Below are 14995 nucleotides of genomic sequence, written 5' to 3' on the forward strand. Positions count from 1 at the left end.
GCCTCAGCGGGCAGGCTCAGTATCGAAATCAAGCAGCCCCAACAATTCTGCCGGGTGGCATATACTCAAATATGCTGATCGGCCTAGAGCGAGCCTATGGAAACTCCCACCAATGCTGGCGATTGGCGCCTAGCCTTGCGCCGCGAGGCCTCCGATAGCGCGCGTTGGCAGGCGCTGTGGGAAGCTGCCGTTGCACTGCGCCAGGTGCACAGCCCCGAGCAGGCCTGCGATGCGGTCCTTGGCCGGGTGCTGCTGCTGCTGGGCCTGGAACACGGCGCAGTACTGGCGCAGCGCGGCCCGCGCGCGCAAGTGTTGGCCAGCCGCGGCCGTGCATTGCCGCCCGGTGCCAGCGCCGCCGGCGACGGCCAGGAAGCGGCCTGGTTGATGCCACCGCGCCCGTCCGACATCCGCGAAGCCAGGGTGCCGATCCACGCGCTGGGCACCACGCACGGCATGCTCTGCGTGGCCTGGAGCGAAGGCCGCCCGGCCCCCGGCAATGACGACGTGCAGGCGCTGCAGGCGTTCGCGCTGCTGCTGCCGGCGATGGTGGCGGAGCCGGCCAAACCGATTGCCACGCGGCGGCGCAAACCGCTGCAGGACGACCGTCTGGGCGCGCTGAGCAAGCGCGAAAAACAGGTGTTGTCGTTGCTTCCGCGCGGACTCACCAACGCGACCCTCGCAGCTGAACTGGGGATTTCTCCCGGCACGGTGAAAGTGCACGTGGAGCGAATCCTGCAGAAACTTGAGGTAAAAGATCGCACCCAGGCCGCGGTGTACGCGGTCCAATCCGGACTTGCGCTATGAATGCATTGGCGGTGCGTTGGAACGATTGGCCGATTACCCGCAAAAGCCTGGCGGTGGTCACCCTGCCGCTGCTGTTGCTGGCCGTTGCGTTGATGGCGATCTACAGCGTGGAACGGCAGAACATCGCCGCCGAAAACGACGTGCGGCAGACCCTGGAAGTGCTCAGCGATCTGTATGAAGCGCACGCACTGTTGGCCGAAACCGCGGCCGGCGTGCGCGGATATCGGCTGGTGCGGCGCGATGAATTCCTGACCCCGTATCGCGATGCCGAGCCGCGGCTGCAGCGCGTGGCCGACCGTCTTTCGCAACGCATCACCGATCCCAGCCAAGCGCGGCGCTTTGCGCGCATCAAGCCGCTTTTTGCGGAAAAAATGCAGGGTTGGCGCCGATTGCTGGCACCGGATCTGAGCCGCGAAGAAGAGATCCGGCAACTGTGGGATGGCAAGTACAAACTCGACATCCTGCGTGCGGAACTGCGCGAGTTGCGCAATTACGAAACCGCGCAGTTGCAGGTGCGTACCGCCAAGGCGCAAGGGCTGCGCCAGCGCAACCTCATCATCACCTTGAGCGCGGCGATGCTGGGCGGGCTGGGCGCGGTATTTGCGGTGGCATGGTTCGCCTCGGCATTGTCCGGGCGCCTGCGCACCCTGGCCGCCAACGCCGACCGGCTGGGCGAAGGCCTGCCGCTGGCACCGCAGCCGCGTGCCGGCGACGAACTGGGCCAGGTCGGCCAGCGTCTGGCGCAAGCCAGCGAATTGTTGGCCGCACGCGCAGCCGAAGCGCAACTGGCGCGGCGCGAGGCCGAAACCGCCAACCGCGCAAAAACCGAATTTCTCTCGCGCAGCAGCCATGAACTGCGGACTCCGCTCAATGCGATCCTGGGCTATGCGCAGGTGCTGGAAATGGATCTGCCCGAGCCGGGTCATCGGCGGCATCTGCAGCACATTCTGGGTGCCGGCAGGCACTTGCTCGGGTTGATCACCGAGCTGCTGGACATCGCGCGTATCGAAGCCGATCAACTTGATCTGAGTCCGGAGCCGGTCTCGGTACGCGCGGCCGTGCACGAAGCCCTGGGACTGATCGCACCGGATGCCGACAAGCATGGCATTGCGCTGCAACCGGCCTCCATCGACGGACCGTGGACGGTGCGCGCCGATGCGCAGCGGCTGCGCCAGGTGCTGCTCAATCTGCTGTCGAACGCGGTCAAGTTCAATCGTACTGGCGGGCAGGTGCAGGTGAGCGCGCAGGCCGATGGCGAACAGGTGCGTATTACGGTTGCCGACCAGGGCGCGGGGCTGACCCCGGCGCAGATCGACCGCCTGTTTACACCGTTCGAGCGCTTGGGCGCCGAGCGCTCTGCGGTGGAAGGCACCGGGCTGGGGTTGGCGCTGAGCAAGCGCTTGATCGAGGCGATGGGTGGACAGATCGGCGTGCACAGCAGCAGCGATGGCGCGCGGTTCTGGATTTCGCTGCCGCAGGGCGAGCATCGGCACAGTGAACCGGCGCGGCCGCTGGTACCGCCAAGCAGTGCCGGCAGCGGCGTGTGCCGGCTGTTGAGCATCGAAGACAATCCATCCAATCAGGCGTTGATCCGCACGCTCACCGAGCGTCGCCCGCAGTGGCAGCTGCTCGAGGCGGCCAGCCTGGCGCAGGCGCGTGCGCTATTGCAGCACGGCGCGCCGGATCTGATCCTGCTGGACCTGCACCTAAGCGATGGCAACGGCGAAGAGCTGTTGCGCGAATTGCAGGCGCAGCCGGCGCTGGCGGCCATCCCGGTGGTGGTGATCAGTGCCGATGCCACCACCGCCACACTGGCGCGCGTGGGCAATCAAGGCGTGCGCGCCTATCTGACCAAGCCGCTCGACGTGGCCGAATTCTTCACCGTAATCGATGGGTTGCTGGCATGACACGCGACGAAATTCTCGGTTCCCGCATCCTCATCGTCGACGACGAGCCGGCCAACGTGCGGTTGCTCGAAGACTTGCTGCAACGCGAAGGTTTCCAGCAAGTGATCGCCACCACCGATCCGCTACGGGTCATGGGCCTGGTCTCGGCATTTGCCCCGGACCTGATCCTGCTGGATCTGAAGATGCCCGAGTTGGACGGCTACGCGCTGCTGGAACAGCTGGCGCGGCTGTCAGACCCTGGCCAGTTTCTGCCGGTGATCGTGCTCACCGCCGACCCCAGCCGCAGCGCGCGCCACCGCGCCCTGGGCCTGGGCGCCAAGGACTTTTTGACCAAGCCGCTGGATACCTTCGAAGTCGCACTGCGGGTCTGGAACGTGGCCGAAACCACCGTGTTGTTCAAGCGTCTGCGCGCATTGGCCGCGCCGGATGCAGCGCCGCCGGGGTGGCGTCAGCAGGAATGACGCGCATACATCGTAGGAGCGCACCTGGGCGCGACGTGGCGTTTATCGGCAGAGCCTCGTCGCGCCCGGGTGCGCTCCTACGACTGGCGCTGCGCTACAGCGCCCGCGTGACCTGCCCGCACAAGCCGATCTCCGCCAGCACCGCCTGGGCCTGAGTCAAATGCATATCTGCCACGCAGACCTGCAGCACGCCGAAGGCGGGCAGCTCGCCGGCACCGCCCAGCAGCGATTCACCGAAGACAAACGCGGTGATGCCGGCATCTTCCAGCGCGTGCTTGGCCAGATGCGCATCGATGAGGTGACTGGCGCGGTAGGCGATCTGCATCTCAGCTGCGCTCTGCACGTTCGCGCTGCGCGCCATTGCGCCAGTCGCGTAGCGCCGGCAATGCATCCAGCGCCGCCACATAATCTCCGGCCGCTTCAAACAGCGGCACGCCGTAGCTGGAAAAACGCAGCGCCACCGGCGCATACATCGCATCGACAATGCCGAACTGCCCGCACAGGAACTGCCCGGCATGGCCGTGCTCGGCGCGCAGGCTGGCCCACAGCGCCTGGATGCGCGTGATGTCGCGCTCGGCCGCGGCATCCCACTGGGCAGGGCCCGGCGCGCGGGCCAGATTCATCGGCAATTGGCTGCGCAAGGCCGCAAAGCCTGAATGCATCTCTGCCGCGGCCGCGCGCGCCTGTGCACGCACGGCCAGGTCGGTCGGCCAGCCGCGGCCGTCCAACCAGCGCTCGTTGATGTATTCGCAGATCGCCAGCGAATCCCACACATGCAGGGCGTCGTCCCATAGCACCGGCACCTGGCGGGTCGGCGAATACCCGGCAATGCGCGCCTGGAATTCGGGCGTCGCCAGCGGCAGCGCGACTTCCTCGAACGGCACCCTGAAGTGTCGCAACAGCAGCCACGGCCGCAACGACCAGGAAGACAAGGTCTTGTCGCCGATCACCAGACGGGGCAGTGGCATGGGCAGGAGCGCTCCAACGGGGTCGGCGCAGCGTACGCGTCGCGGCCGATACCCGCCAGCCATGCCCGGTCGCAGGCACGCCTGGTCCTGCAGCACGCGCGCAAGGCAGCGCGTGCGGGCCAACAACGTGAAAAGGCCAAGCGCGAGGTGAGAGCGGGCCTTGCGCCGTGGTTGCTGCGCAACGGGCACGCCGACCGCGCCTGCTCGCCAGATCCGTCGGCGCCGCCTGGCGTGCCGTGGGTTGCATCGTGAAACCGGCGACGACAGATCCACGCATCGCCGGCACGGCCTGCAGGGGCTATCCGGGACCCAACCCCGCGCAAACCAACGCCCGGAAGCCGCCCCGCCGCGCCGCGCGCCTACCCCTAATCGGTGCCACCGCCTAAACTTGCGGTTTACCCATTGCTGATGCGCGCATGTCCGAGACCCTAGCCACCGACGCCACCGCCCCGGCGGAGAAGAAAGACTTCATCCGCCAGATCGTCCGCGAGGATCTGGCCAGCGGCAAGCACACGGTCATCCGCACCCGCTTCCCGCCCGAGCCCAACGGCTACCTGCATATTGGCCATGCCAAGGCGATCTGCCTGGATTTCGGCCTGGCGGCCGAGTTCGGCGGGCTGTGCAACCTGCGCCTGGACGATACCAACCCGGCCAAGGAAGACCCCGAGTTCGTGGTGGCCATCCAGGACGACGTGCGCTGGCTGGGCTATGAGTGGGCACAACTGCGCCACGCCTCGGATTATTTCCAGGTGTATTACCTGGCCGCGCAGAAGCTGATTCGCGATGGCCATGCGTTCGTGTGCGACCTGTCCGCAGAACAGGTGCGCCAATACCGTGGCACGCTGACCGAGCCCGGCCGCAATTCGCCGTTCCGCGAGCGCAGCGTCGAAGAAAACCTGGAGCTGTTCGCACGCATGCGTGCCGGCGAATTCCCGGACGGCGCGCGCACGCTGCGCGCCAAGATCGACATGGCCAGCGGCAACATCAACCTGCGCGACCCGGCGCTGTACCGCATCAAGCATGTGGAGCACCAGAACACCGGCAATGCGTGGCCGATCTACCCCATGTACGACTTCGCGCATTCGCTCGGCGATGCGGTGGAAGGCATCACCCACTCGCTGTGCACGCTGGAATTTGAAGACCACCGCCCGCTGTACGACTGGTGCGTGGACAAGGTGGACCTGGCCGGTCACCCGGAACTGCTGCAGCCGCTGCTGGACAAGGGCTTACCGCGCGAAGCGGCCAAGCCGCGTCAGATCGAGTTTTCGCGCCTCAACATCAACTACACGGTGATGAGCAAGCGCAAGCTCACCGCGCTGGTGGAAGAGCAGCTGGTGGACGGTTGGGACGACCCGCGCATGTACACGCTGCAGGGCCTGCGCCGGCGTGGCTATACGCCGGCGGCGATGCGGTTGTTCGTGGACCGCGTGGGCATCAGCAAGCAGAACTCGCTGATCGATTTCTCGGTGCTGGAAGGGTGCCTGCGCGAGGATCTGGACGCCGCGGCGCCGCGCCGCATGGCAGTGATCGACCCGCTCAAGCTGGTGCTGACCAACCTGCCGGAAGGCCATACCGAAACGCTGCAGTTTTCCAACCACCCCAAGGACGAGAGCTTCGGCACACGCGAAGTACCGTTTGCGCGCGAGCTGTGGATCGAACGCGAGGATTTTGCCGAGGTTCCGCCCAAGGGCTGGAAGCGCCTGGTGCCGGGCGGCGAAATCCGCTTGCGCGGCGCAGGCATTGCGCGCGTGGACGAGGTGATCAAGAACGCTGACGGCGAGATCGTCGAACTGCGCGGCTGGCTCGATCCGGAATCGCGTCCGGGCATGGAAGGCGCCAACCGCAAGGTCAAGGGCACCATCCACTGGGTCAGCGCCGTACACGCGGTGGAAGCGGAAATCCGCCTGTACGACCGCCTGTTTTCGGTGGAAAAGCCCGACGACGAATCCGAAGGCAAGACCTACCGCGATTATCTGAACCCCGAGTCCAAGCGCAACGTGCGCGGCTACGTGGAGCCGAGCGCTGCGATGGCTGCGCCGGAGCAGGCGTTCCAGTTCGAACGCAGCGGTTACTTCGTTGCCGACCGTCGCGACCATAGCGCGGCCACGCCGGTCTTCAATCGCAGCGTGACCTTGCGCGATACCTGGGCCAAGTAACCACGCAGGACAGACAGCGGCGCTCTTGCAAGGCGGGCGTCGCTGCTCCCTAGGTTGGGCGGCGGCTGCACGGCTGCAGAGGCCGCACCTGCGTCGTCACGCACCCTTTCGGCCGCAACGCCGATGCGCAGCAAGCGGCTGCCACGCCGTGGACCGCTTCAGGCCATCACGATCGTGGCGGTGGCGCATGCGCTGCGATGGCATCCCATTGATTTGCGCAGCGCCATCGCACGCACGCGGCGCCATGCGTGTGACCGACGACATCACAGAAGCTGGAACAGCGCACTGATGCAGCGTGCGGCGTTGCATCCGTCTGCAGGGCCCGCCTTGATCAACGCCCTGCCGCACGGCACGCTGCAATGCATGCCCTGAGGAACAGCACGATGCGTGAACGCTTGATGGTGGGTGTCGCCTGCGGAATCGGTGCGGGCGCGCTGTGGGGGCTGGTGTTTCTGGCGCCGCAATTGCTGGGCGCTTTTACGCCGCTGCAATTGGCGGTGGCGCGGTATCTCTCGTATGGCGCCGTGGCGACCTTGCTGCTGGCGCCACGCGCGCGGCAGACCGCTGCCCGGCTGGGCGCTGCCGAATGGTGGGCGTTGGTGCGCTTGAGCCTGATGGGAAACCTGATGTATTACGTGCTGCTTGGCAGCGCCGTGCAGTGGGCAGGCAGCGCGGCAACGGCGTTGATCATCGGGCTGTTGCCGGTGGTGGTCACCGTGATCGGGACGCGTGCCGCCGGTGCGGTGCAATTGCGACGTCTGGCCGCGCCCTGCGTTTTGTGCGTGATCGGCGTGACATTGGTGGCAGTGGATACCGTGCAGGACGACTCCGGCCAGCAGGCAAGCGATCGCCTGACCCGGATCGCCGGCCTGCTGTGCGCGGCGGGTGCGCTGGTGTCGTGGTCGGCCTATTCGATCGCAAATGCACGCTGGTTGCTGCGGCGCCCGGATCTGTCCGGCGGCGACTGGTCGCTGCTGACCGGCGTGGTCACCGGCGCACTGGCGTTGTTGCTGGCGCCGGCGGCCCTGATCGGCAGTGCCGCGCATGCACCGCTCGAGTGGGCCAGTTTCTGGGGCGTGTCGCTGTTGCTGGGCATCCTGGCCTCGATCATCGGCAATGCGCTGTGGAATCGTGCCAGCCGCGTGCTACCGCTGACCCTGGTCGGGCAGATGATCGTATTCGAGACGGTGTTTGCGCTGCTGTACGGCTTCGCCTGGGAAATGCGCCTGCCCACGCCATTGGAGCTGGCCGCCATCGCCTGCCTGCTGGTCGGCGTGCTGTGGTGCGCAGCACTGCATGCGGAAGCGAAATGACCCCGGTACCTGATGCACGCAGCGGCCTAGATTGCAGGCTGTATCAGCCAGCGATGCCGCCATGTGCCTCCCGCGACCATGCTTACGCCCACCTGCAAATACCTTGCGCGGCGCGGTGTTTTCGCTGTCGATCGGCCTGGCGGCCTGCTCGCCGCAGCCGCCCGTCTCCAACGCGGCGACTCCGGCCGAGGTGTTCTGTACGCTGCTTCCGGGTCGGCCGGATGACGATCTGCCCAGCGATCGCCGCGACGAAAGCATGCAGCAACTGGACCTTGCCACGCGCTGCCACCGGTCACTGCGCAGACGGCGTTGACTTCACCAAGAGCAGCTGACAACACCTAGCGGGCAGTCGTCAGGCGGATACGACGGCGCGGAGCAACCGGAGTGGACGCGTGGTACATGCCGATTCCGGGCAGCGGCCGCGCCCGCCCGGCGGCTGCACAGTCGTTTCGTTAGCTGCTCCAAGGCTGCAGGCGTGTTTCGGTCACACGCGACGCCGTCGCCAGCGTCATCAGCCACAACGCGCGCACGATCTGGATTGCGGAATTTTCTAGCTGATCCTGCGCGTGCCACATTCCGCGCACCCGGGGCTTACCATGGCCGCTCACCTATCCTGATCGGAGCGGCCGCATGTCCCGTCTTTTGTCCCGGTGTCTGAGCACGCTGTTGCTGCTGGCCTGTCTTGGGTCGATTGGCTGCGTGGCCGCACCACCGACCGATACCGCCACGCCACCTCCGGCGACCGGCTCGACACGCGGCCCGGCAGCCGGCAAAGCGGTGGTCGTCACCACCACTTGCCGCACCGATGCCGATTGCACGGTGAAGAACGTCGGCAACTGTTGCGGTGCGTTTCCGGCCTGCGTCAACGTCAACAGCGCCACCGACCCCAACGGCGTACTGGCGCAATGCCAGGCTGGCGGCATGATGAGCGTGTGCGGCTTCCGCGAGATCAGCGCCTGCCAGTGCGTGGCCGGTCAATGTGCCGCAAAGGACGCGCAGGCCGATACACTGCGCCCCGCCACTCCCCCTACAGAAACGGTCCACTGATGCTTTACGCGCACATCCACCTCACCCTGCCCGACTGGATCCACGCGCATGTCGACGACAGCCGCGCCTATCCCAGCGATGAGGACAAGGTGGCCCTGGCGATCGAGCTGTCGCGGATGAATGTGCGCGAACGCAGCGGCGGCCCGTTCGGCGCGGTGGTGTTCGGCCCGGACCATCGCATCATCGCCGCCGCAGTGAACCGCGTGGTGCCGCAGACCACCTCGCTGGCGCATGCCGAAAACATGGCCTACATGCTGGCGCAACAGCGCCTGCAGACGCCACGCTTGAACGATGTGCTGTCGCCGGTGGCGCTGGCCACCTCCGCGCAGCCGTGCTGCCAGTGCTACGGCGCGACCGTATGGGCCGGCATCGACCGCCTGCTGATCGGCGCGCGCGCCGACGACGTGATGGCGCTGACGCAATTCGACGAAGGCCCGTTGCCGGCCGACTGGGTGGGTGAACTGAGCCGCCGCGGCATCGAGGTGGTGCGCGACGTACTGCGCGACCAGGCGTGTGCAGTGCTGCGCAACTATGGCGAGGGCGGCGGTGACCATTACTGATGTCGCCGGCGCAGCGGGCGCCCTCCTGCAGGTGCAGCGATGAGCGGCCTGGTGTGTTATTGCCGGCAGGGTTTCGAACCTGAGCTGGCCGCAGAACTGAGCGCGCGCGCTGCATTCGTCGGTATCGCCGGGTATGCGCGCACCCAACGCAACGACGGCTATGTGCTGTTCGTCTGCGACGAGGCTGCGCAACTTGCAGCAAAACTGCAGTGGCGCGAGTTGATCTTCGCCCGGCAAAAGCTGGTGGTGATTGCCGAGCTGAAAGGTATCGATCCCAAGGACCGCATCACGCCGATCCTGGCCGCGTTGGACGGGCACCAGCGGTTTGGCGATCTGTGGGTGGAACACCCGGATTCGGACGCCGGCAAGCCGCTTGCAGGCCTGGCGCGCAGCTTCGGCAATGCACTGCGACCGGCCCTGCGTAAGGCCGGCCTGCTCACCGACAAGCCGCAGCTGCGCCAACCGCGGTTGCACGTCTGTTTTCTCGACGGCGACCACGCCGTGCTGGCGGTGGCCGACAACGCCGACAGCGCGCCGTGGCCGCTGGGCATTCCACGCCTGAAATTGCTGCCGGAAGCGCCTTCGCGCTCTGCCCTCAAGCTCGACGAGGCCCTGCTGACGCTGCTCACGCCCGAAGAACGCGACGCACTGGTCAAGCCGGGCATGCGCGCGGCCGATCTGGGCGCTGCGCCCGGCGGCTGGACCTGGGTACTGACGCGGCAGCACGTGCACGTCACCAGCGTGGACAACGGCCCGCTGCGCGAGCATGTGCTGGAGACCGGGCTGGTGGAGCACCTGCGCGCCGACGGCTTCCACTGGAAGCCCGCGCAGCCGCTGGACTGGATGGTCTGCGACATGGTCGAGCAACCGCGCCGCGTGGCCGAACGCATGGCCACCTGGGTGCGCGAAGGCTGGTGCCGCAACACCATCTTCAACCTCAAGCTGCCGATGAAAAAGCGCTGGGACGAGACCCGCCTGTGCCTGGACCTGTTCGAGCAACAGGCAGAAAAATCATTGATCGTGCGCGCCAAGCAGCTGTATCACGATCGCGAGGAGATCACGGTACTGGCGATGCGGGAGTGAGGCTGGGATTCGGGATTTGGGATTCGGGAATCGGGAATCGGGAATCGTAAAAGCGGTTGGCCGGTTCGGCTGTATATGCTGTCGTCGATTCCTTCGACCACCGCGCGACGTTCACTGAGCGTTTTGAATCATTCCTGCACAGCGATGCTCTGAGCGTTTGAAGCGCGCCTGAGGCGTGCAACGGGAATCCTCGTGATGGTTGGTCCCGTGCCTTGTAGTAGAAATTGCTTCCCGACTGGCGCGACTCGCTTTTGCGAAATTGACGCTTGCTCTTCTCACTGAATCAACATTTCTGCGGCCGCTGGTTGCCGCTGGTGTGCTGCTTGCAGCTGTCGGCCATTGATTGCGGGCGTGACGCACCGCGGCCGGTTGGCCGCTTGCTCGCTCCACAGTCAGAATGTGTGTTGGCCGCTGTGTGCTGCCATGCCTGGCGGCCCTGGGCCGCTGCTTGCTATTGCGGTGGCCCCGGCGGCACTTGGCCGCCGGAACCAGCTCGTTTACAGCACGATGCGCTTGCTGCCCTCGCGCGCCGAGCGGTAGATCGCATCGACGATGCGGATGTCGCGCAGGCCTTCTTCGCCCGGCGCACGTAATGGCGTGCCGTTCATGATCGCCAGCGCGTCTTCGTCCATCTGCAGCGCTTGCTGATGCGGCACCTTGGCGTCGAACACGCGGCCATCGCTGGCCTTGCCGGTCACGCCCTGGTAGCTCTGGAACGGCGACAACTCGTACCAACCGCGCTCGCATTCGGCGCGCAGCACATTCATGTTCTTGCCGAAGCTGGTCTTGCACTCGGCGCGCACCGCATTGGGAAACTCCAGGGTGAAGTCCATGTGCTCGTCGACTTCATCGAACAGATCGGGTCGGTCGGTCCAGCGCTTGGCCGTTACTGCCAGCGGCTCGGTGCCCACGGTGTAACGCGCGGCATTGAGCGGATACACGCCCATGTCGTACATCGCGCCGCCACCGAACTGCGAGCGCAACCGCCACGGGCGGTCGGCCTTGGCGGTGCCTTGATAGCCGTTGTACCCGGCCTCGGCACGCACGCGTTGCATCGCGCCGAACGGTTTTTCGCTGGCCATCGCAATCACGCGCCGCGTGTTGGGCTCATGCTGCATGCGGTAGCCGATCGTCAGCGCCACCTTGTTGCGTTTGCAGGCAGCAATCATGGCCTCGCATTCACCGGCGTGCATCGCCATCGGCTTCTCGCACCACACATGCTTGCCCGCGGCAGCCGCACGCAGGGTCAGTGGCGCATGCAGATGCGTTGGCGTGACGATGTACACCACATCGATGTCGTCGTTGTCGGCGATACGATCGAAGTTCTCGTAGTTGTAGACATTGCGGTCGGCGATGCCGTACTTGGACTGCCACTGCGGAATCTTCGACGGCGTGCCGGTGACGATCCCGGCAAGCTTGCAATGCTTGGTCAGCGCCAGGCCGGGCGCGAGCTGTTCGCTGGCATAACTACCCAACCCGACCAACGCGACATTGAGCGGTTTTCCGGGCTTTTTCTTCGGCACTGCCCACGTCGGTGCAGCCAGCAGGATGCCTGCACCGCCAAAGGCGGCAAGCAAGCGGCGACGTGTGATCGATTCCACGGACATGCAAACCTCCTTCGCGAGTGTGGGCGTACTGCTCGCGCACCTTACTTGATCGGGTGTGATCACCGCCATGGTCGCGCTGCACGTTCTGGCACACTGCTGGCGATCACATCCGGAGCATTGCGCATGACCGTCGTTGCCCATCTTCGCTATCTGCCGCTGGCGCTCCTGTTGTCCAGTTCGCTCGCCAGCGCTGCCGACACTCCCTTCGTTGCGCGCGATCTGATCGGCGATGGCGCATTCACACACAATGCCGAAGGCCCGGCGACCGGTCCGGATGGCGCGCTGTACGCGGTGAACCTGGGCAAGGACGGCACCATCGCGCGCATCGCGCTGCAGGCCGACGGCGGCGCACGTGCCGAGGTGTTTGTCACCTTGCCCGAGGGAAGCACCGGCAATGGCATCCGCTTTCGCGACGGCACCATGTATGTCGCCGATTACACCGGCCACAAGATCCTGCAGGTCAACATGCAGACGCGTGCGGTCAGCACGTTCGCGGCATTGCCCGAGGCAGATGGCCCCAACGATCTGGCGCTGGCGCCCGATGGCAGCTTCTACGCCAGCGACCCGAACTGGAAGGACAATGGCGGGCGCTTGTGGCACATCGGCCGCGACGGCGCGGTGCGGCTGCTGGAGGCAGGGATGACCACGCCCAACGGCCTGGATGTCAGCCCCGACGGCAAACAGCTGTATGTCAATGAAAGCATGTCGCGCAAGGTGTGGGCCTACGACCGTGGCAGCGACGGCAGCCTGCGCAACAAACGGCTGCTGATCAGCTTCCCCGATTTCGGCATGGACGGCATGCGCTGCGATGCCGACGGCAATCTGTACATCGCCCGCTACGATGCCGGGCAGATTGCAGTGGTGTCGCCGCAGGGCAAGCTGCTGCGCACGGTTGCATTGAAGGGGCGCAAGGCCAGCAACGTGGCCTTCGGCGGCGCCGATGGCAAGCAGGTGTTCGTCACCTTGCAGGACCGCGGCGCAGTTGAAACGTTCAGGTCCGATCGTCGCGGGCGCGAAACCGGACACTGAAACTGGCGTGTGCGTCGCATTGGTTCTCAGGCCGCGCAACAGCGTCCTGGCATGCTGCAGGTCACCTGTGGAGGACTCCCCATGCAACCGATCGAATTGAAGGACGCGGCCGCCTTCGGCAGCGAATTTCTGCGCCTGACCCTGTTGCAGGGGTTCCAGTCGCTGACCAAGCGTGACCTGGAATTGTTGATCTTCGTGCTGCTCGAACGCGATGGCGCCATCTCGCGCAACAGCTCCAACGCTGCGGTCGCATTGCAGTTGCGGGTGACCTCGGCCAAGGTCAAGGCGCTGCGGCGCGATGGCTATGCGCGTTGGCGCTCGCTGGTGCCCGAAGAGGGCGACGCCGCGATGCAGCGCATCGTTGCCAACGTGCTCACCGAAGACAATCTGCGCTCGGGTGCAAAACATGTCAGCGAACGCAGCCGCAAGGAAGGCTTTTTGGCGGTGCGCATCGAACATCCCGACGACGCGCAACAGTTCGAGCAAGCCATTCTCGATGTCGGTGCGCTGCCGGTGTACGAACGCAACCGCGAAGTGGTCGCGGTGCGCTTCGACACGCTGCTGAAAATCGCCGAGCGCTGGGGCTACCTGCAACCGGATCTGCACGCCACTGTGCGCGCATTGCAGAAGCTCACGCCCACCGCAGAAGAGGTGTCGGATCTGCTCAAGAAGGACATTGCGCAGTTGCGCTGGGACGACGTGCGCCGCGCACTCAACAGCCTGGGTGCCAAGGCGGTGACAAGCACGGCGGAGGGCGGCCTGAAGGGACTACTGAAGATCGTCTTCCCCTTCATTCCCGGCTGAGTGGCGCCAACCAGAGCACTGCGCGATGCAATGCGCAGTGCTCGCTCAGGGCAACGATGCAGCAGCGCGACAAGACCCGTTCGCCGCCTCTGACACTCCAACAGCGTATCCCCATCGCCAAGCGGCGCGCCACCGTCACGCACAGCGCAAAAGGCCGCCAGGCTCTATGCTTGTGGGCTGTTCCGCATCAGGGGGATCTGATGACCAACCGCAGTCTTGCCACACTCGTCTCCACGCTGTCGCTATTGCTCTGCACTGCCGCACTGCCGCACAGGCGCAGCAGGCGCCCACGCCGGCCAGCAGCATGCCGCTGATCGACGTGCCCAGTGCCATCCGCACCCAGCCGCTGTCCAGTGGCGAAGTCACCCATCAAACCGAACTGGAGCGCCCGCGCGGCGAATCCAGCGTGATCGTGCGTTCGATCCAGCCCAACAGCGTGGTCGGCAGCTACCGCATCGATTTTGAAGCCATGGATACCGATGGCGATGGCCGCATCAGCCGTGCGGAGGCGCAGGCCAACCCTGCCCTGGCCGATGAATTCGACGCGCTCGACACCCGTCACAGCGGTTACCTGACCCGCGAACAGCTCGCTGGCTGGCTGATCCGCTGATCCGCTGATCGTCGTACGGCGGGCGCGGCTGTACTACGCAGCCGCGCACTGTGCTTCGCATCACGCCATCGCCCCCTCTTGCAGGGCCCGCTTCGGTCGGCTAGATTGTATTTAACGGATACAATCTGGACGGACCGATGACTGCTCGCCTTTCACTTGCCGCCGATCTTGGCTACCAGCTGCAACTCGCCGCCCTGGCCTCCAGCCACGCCGCGCGCCAGGAATTGGCCGAGCTACAGCTCACCCCGGCGCGCGTGACCGCGTTGATCCACATCCGCGATCAACCCGGCTGCGACCAGACCGAGCTGGGCAACCGTCTGCTGGTCAACCGCGCCGCCGGCATGAAGATCGCCAATGCGCTGGCCGAGCAAGGCCTGATCGAACGCCTTGCTGGCCGCGATCGTCGCAGCAAGGGCCTGTACCTCACCGACTCGGGCGAGCGCACGCTGCTGGTTGCGCAGGGCTGCCTGGCGCGCGCGGGCGAACGCACCTGCACCGGCCTGCAGGCCAGCGAACAACAGACCCTGCTGCGGCTGCTCTGCAAGTTGAACGCCAGCGCTGCACTGGAGCGCGCCGCCGCGCCAGACACCGCGTTGGCCGAAGCACTCTGAGCCCATCAACACACCAGCACTCTCACGACTCGAAG

Annotated in this window: 15 protein-coding genes, 1 other RNA gene and 2 pseudogenes; 14 read left to right on the forward strand and 4 right to left on the reverse strand. The window is 65.8% G+C overall.

Features of this window, described 5'->3' with window-relative positions:
• Positions 1 to 96 precede the first annotated feature (96 nt).
• The 3 genes from LN450_RS12830 to LN450_RS12840 are packed head-to-tail and all read left to right on the forward strand — an operon-like array spanning position 97 to position 3172.
• A complete protein-coding gene (locus LN450_RS12830) occupies positions 97 to 804 on the forward strand; it encodes a helix-turn-helix transcriptional regulator (protein WP_008572610.1) in 708 nt (235 codons plus the stop codon).
• Complete coding sequence (locus LN450_RS12835) at positions 801 to 2711, forward strand: ATP-binding protein (RefSeq protein ID WP_008572609.1); 1911 nt, start codon at positions 801 to 803, stop codon at positions 2709 to 2711. Before LN450_RS12830 ends, LN450_RS12835 begins: the two co-directional genes overlap by 4 nt.
• The gene (locus tag LN450_RS12840; protein WP_003487509.1) at positions 2708 to 3172 is read left to right on the forward strand and encodes a response regulator; all 465 of its coding nucleotides are present in this window, start codon (positions 2708 to 2710) and stop codon (positions 3170 to 3172) included. Before LN450_RS12835 ends, LN450_RS12840 begins: the two co-directional genes overlap by 4 nt.
• Positions 3173 to 3266: 94 nt before the next feature.
• On the opposite strand, the gene LN450_RS12845 is transcribed toward LN450_RS12840, so the two are convergent.
• Positions 3267 to 3497 (reverse strand): putative signal transducing protein, encoded by a 231-nt coding sequence (locus LN450_RS12845; RefSeq protein ID WP_014089453.1) that lies wholly within the window; start codon positions 3495 to 3497, stop codon positions 3267 to 3269.
• Between the two features lies 1 nt (position 3498).
• Positions 3499 to 4140 carry a glutathione S-transferase family protein gene (locus LN450_RS12850; RefSeq protein WP_008572606.1) on the reverse strand — a complete coding sequence of 214 codons (642 nt, stop codon included), beginning with the start codon at positions 4138 to 4140 and terminating at the stop codon, positions 3499 to 3501.
• Between the two features lie 416 nt (positions 4141 to 4556).
• Here LN450_RS12850 and LN450_RS12855 point away from each other — a divergent pair, with 416 nt between their 5' ends.
• From LN450_RS12855 to LN450_RS12870, 4 genes and pseudogenes are all read left to right on the forward strand, one after another.
• On the forward strand, positions 4557 to 6296 hold the full coding sequence (locus tag LN450_RS12855) for a glutamine--tRNA ligase/YqeY domain fusion protein (protein WP_011346499.1): 1740 nt from the start codon (positions 4557 to 4559) through the stop codon (positions 6294 to 6296).
• Positions 6297 to 6419: 123 nt separating this feature from the next.
• Positions 6420 to 6668 (forward strand): annotated as a pseudogene (locus tag LN450_RS12860) (hypothetical protein).
• Positions 6669 to 6679: 11 nt separating this feature from the next.
• On the forward strand, positions 6680 to 7609 hold the full coding sequence (locus LN450_RS12865; protein ID WP_011346497.1) for a DMT family transporter: 930 nt from the start codon (positions 6680 to 6682) through the stop codon (positions 7607 to 7609).
• Between the two features lie 103 nt (positions 7610 to 7712).
• A complete protein-coding gene (locus LN450_RS12870) occupies positions 7713 to 7922 on the forward strand; it encodes a hypothetical protein (RefSeq protein WP_162012997.1) in 210 nt (69 codons plus the stop codon).
• Between the two features lie 13 nt (positions 7923 to 7935).
• Here the strand turns inward: LN450_RS12870 and LN450_RS12875 are convergent.
• Positions 7936 to 8010: non-coding RNA, sX9 sRNA (locus LN450_RS12875), on the reverse strand.
• Between the two features lie 265 nt (positions 8011 to 8275).
• Here LN450_RS12875 and LN450_RS12880 point away from each other — a divergent pair.
• From LN450_RS12880 to rlmM, 3 genes are read left to right on the forward strand one after another with little or no spacing between them, the layout of a single operon-like run.
• Complete coding sequence (locus LN450_RS12880) at positions 8276 to 8656, forward strand: hypothetical protein (protein ID WP_046932418.1); 381 nt, start codon at positions 8276 to 8278, stop codon at positions 8654 to 8656.
• Positions 8656 to 9216, forward strand: a complete 561-nt coding sequence (locus LN450_RS12885) for a nucleoside deaminase (RefSeq protein WP_011346494.1) — start codon at positions 8656 to 8658, stop codon at positions 9214 to 9216. The genes LN450_RS12880 and LN450_RS12885 overlap by 1 nt, the downstream gene beginning before the upstream one ends.
• Positions 9217 to 9255: 39 nt before the next feature.
• Positions 9256 to 10299 (forward strand): 23S rRNA (cytidine(2498)-2'-O)-methyltransferase RlmM, encoded by a 1044-nt coding sequence (rlmM, locus tag LN450_RS12890; RefSeq protein ID WP_011346493.1) that lies wholly within the window; start codon positions 9256 to 9258, stop codon positions 10297 to 10299.
• A 497-nt stretch (positions 10300 to 10796) separates the two neighbouring features.
• Here rlmM and LN450_RS12895 read toward each other — a convergent pair whose 3' ends face one another.
• A complete protein-coding gene (locus tag LN450_RS12895) occupies positions 10797 to 11906 on the reverse strand; it encodes a Gfo/Idh/MocA family protein (protein WP_011346492.1) in 1110 nt (369 codons plus the stop codon).
• A 123-nt stretch (positions 11907 to 12029) separates the two neighbouring features.
• Between LN450_RS12895 and LN450_RS12900 the strand changes: the two genes are divergently transcribed.
• The 4 genes and pseudogenes from LN450_RS12900 to LN450_RS12915 all read left to right on the forward strand — a co-directional run bounded on the left by LN450_RS12900 (position 12030) and on the right by LN450_RS12915 (position 14960).
• Positions 12030 to 12935, forward strand: coding sequence for an SMP-30/gluconolactonase/LRE family protein (locus LN450_RS12900; RefSeq protein WP_008572599.1), 906 nt, complete (start codon positions 12030 to 12032; stop codon positions 12933 to 12935).
• 81 nt (positions 12936 to 13016) lie between these two features.
• A complete protein-coding gene (locus tag LN450_RS12905) occupies positions 13017 to 13739 on the forward strand; it encodes a hypothetical protein (RefSeq protein WP_011346491.1) in 723 nt (240 codons plus the stop codon).
• 200 nt (positions 13740 to 13939) lie between these two features.
• A pseudogene (locus tag LN450_RS12910) lies at positions 13940 to 14349 on the forward strand (EF-hand domain-containing protein).
• Positions 14350 to 14486: 137 nt separating this feature from the next.
• A complete protein-coding gene (locus LN450_RS12915; RefSeq protein WP_008572595.1) occupies positions 14487 to 14960 on the forward strand; it encodes a MarR family winged helix-turn-helix transcriptional regulator in 474 nt (157 codons plus the stop codon).
• The last annotated feature ends 35 nt before the right edge of the window (positions 14961 to 14995 follow it).

Source organism: Xanthomonas euvesicatoria pv. euvesicatoria, assembly GCF_020880415.1.
GTDB lineage: Bacteria > Pseudomonadota > Gammaproteobacteria > Xanthomonadales > Xanthomonadaceae > Xanthomonas > Xanthomonas euvesicatoria.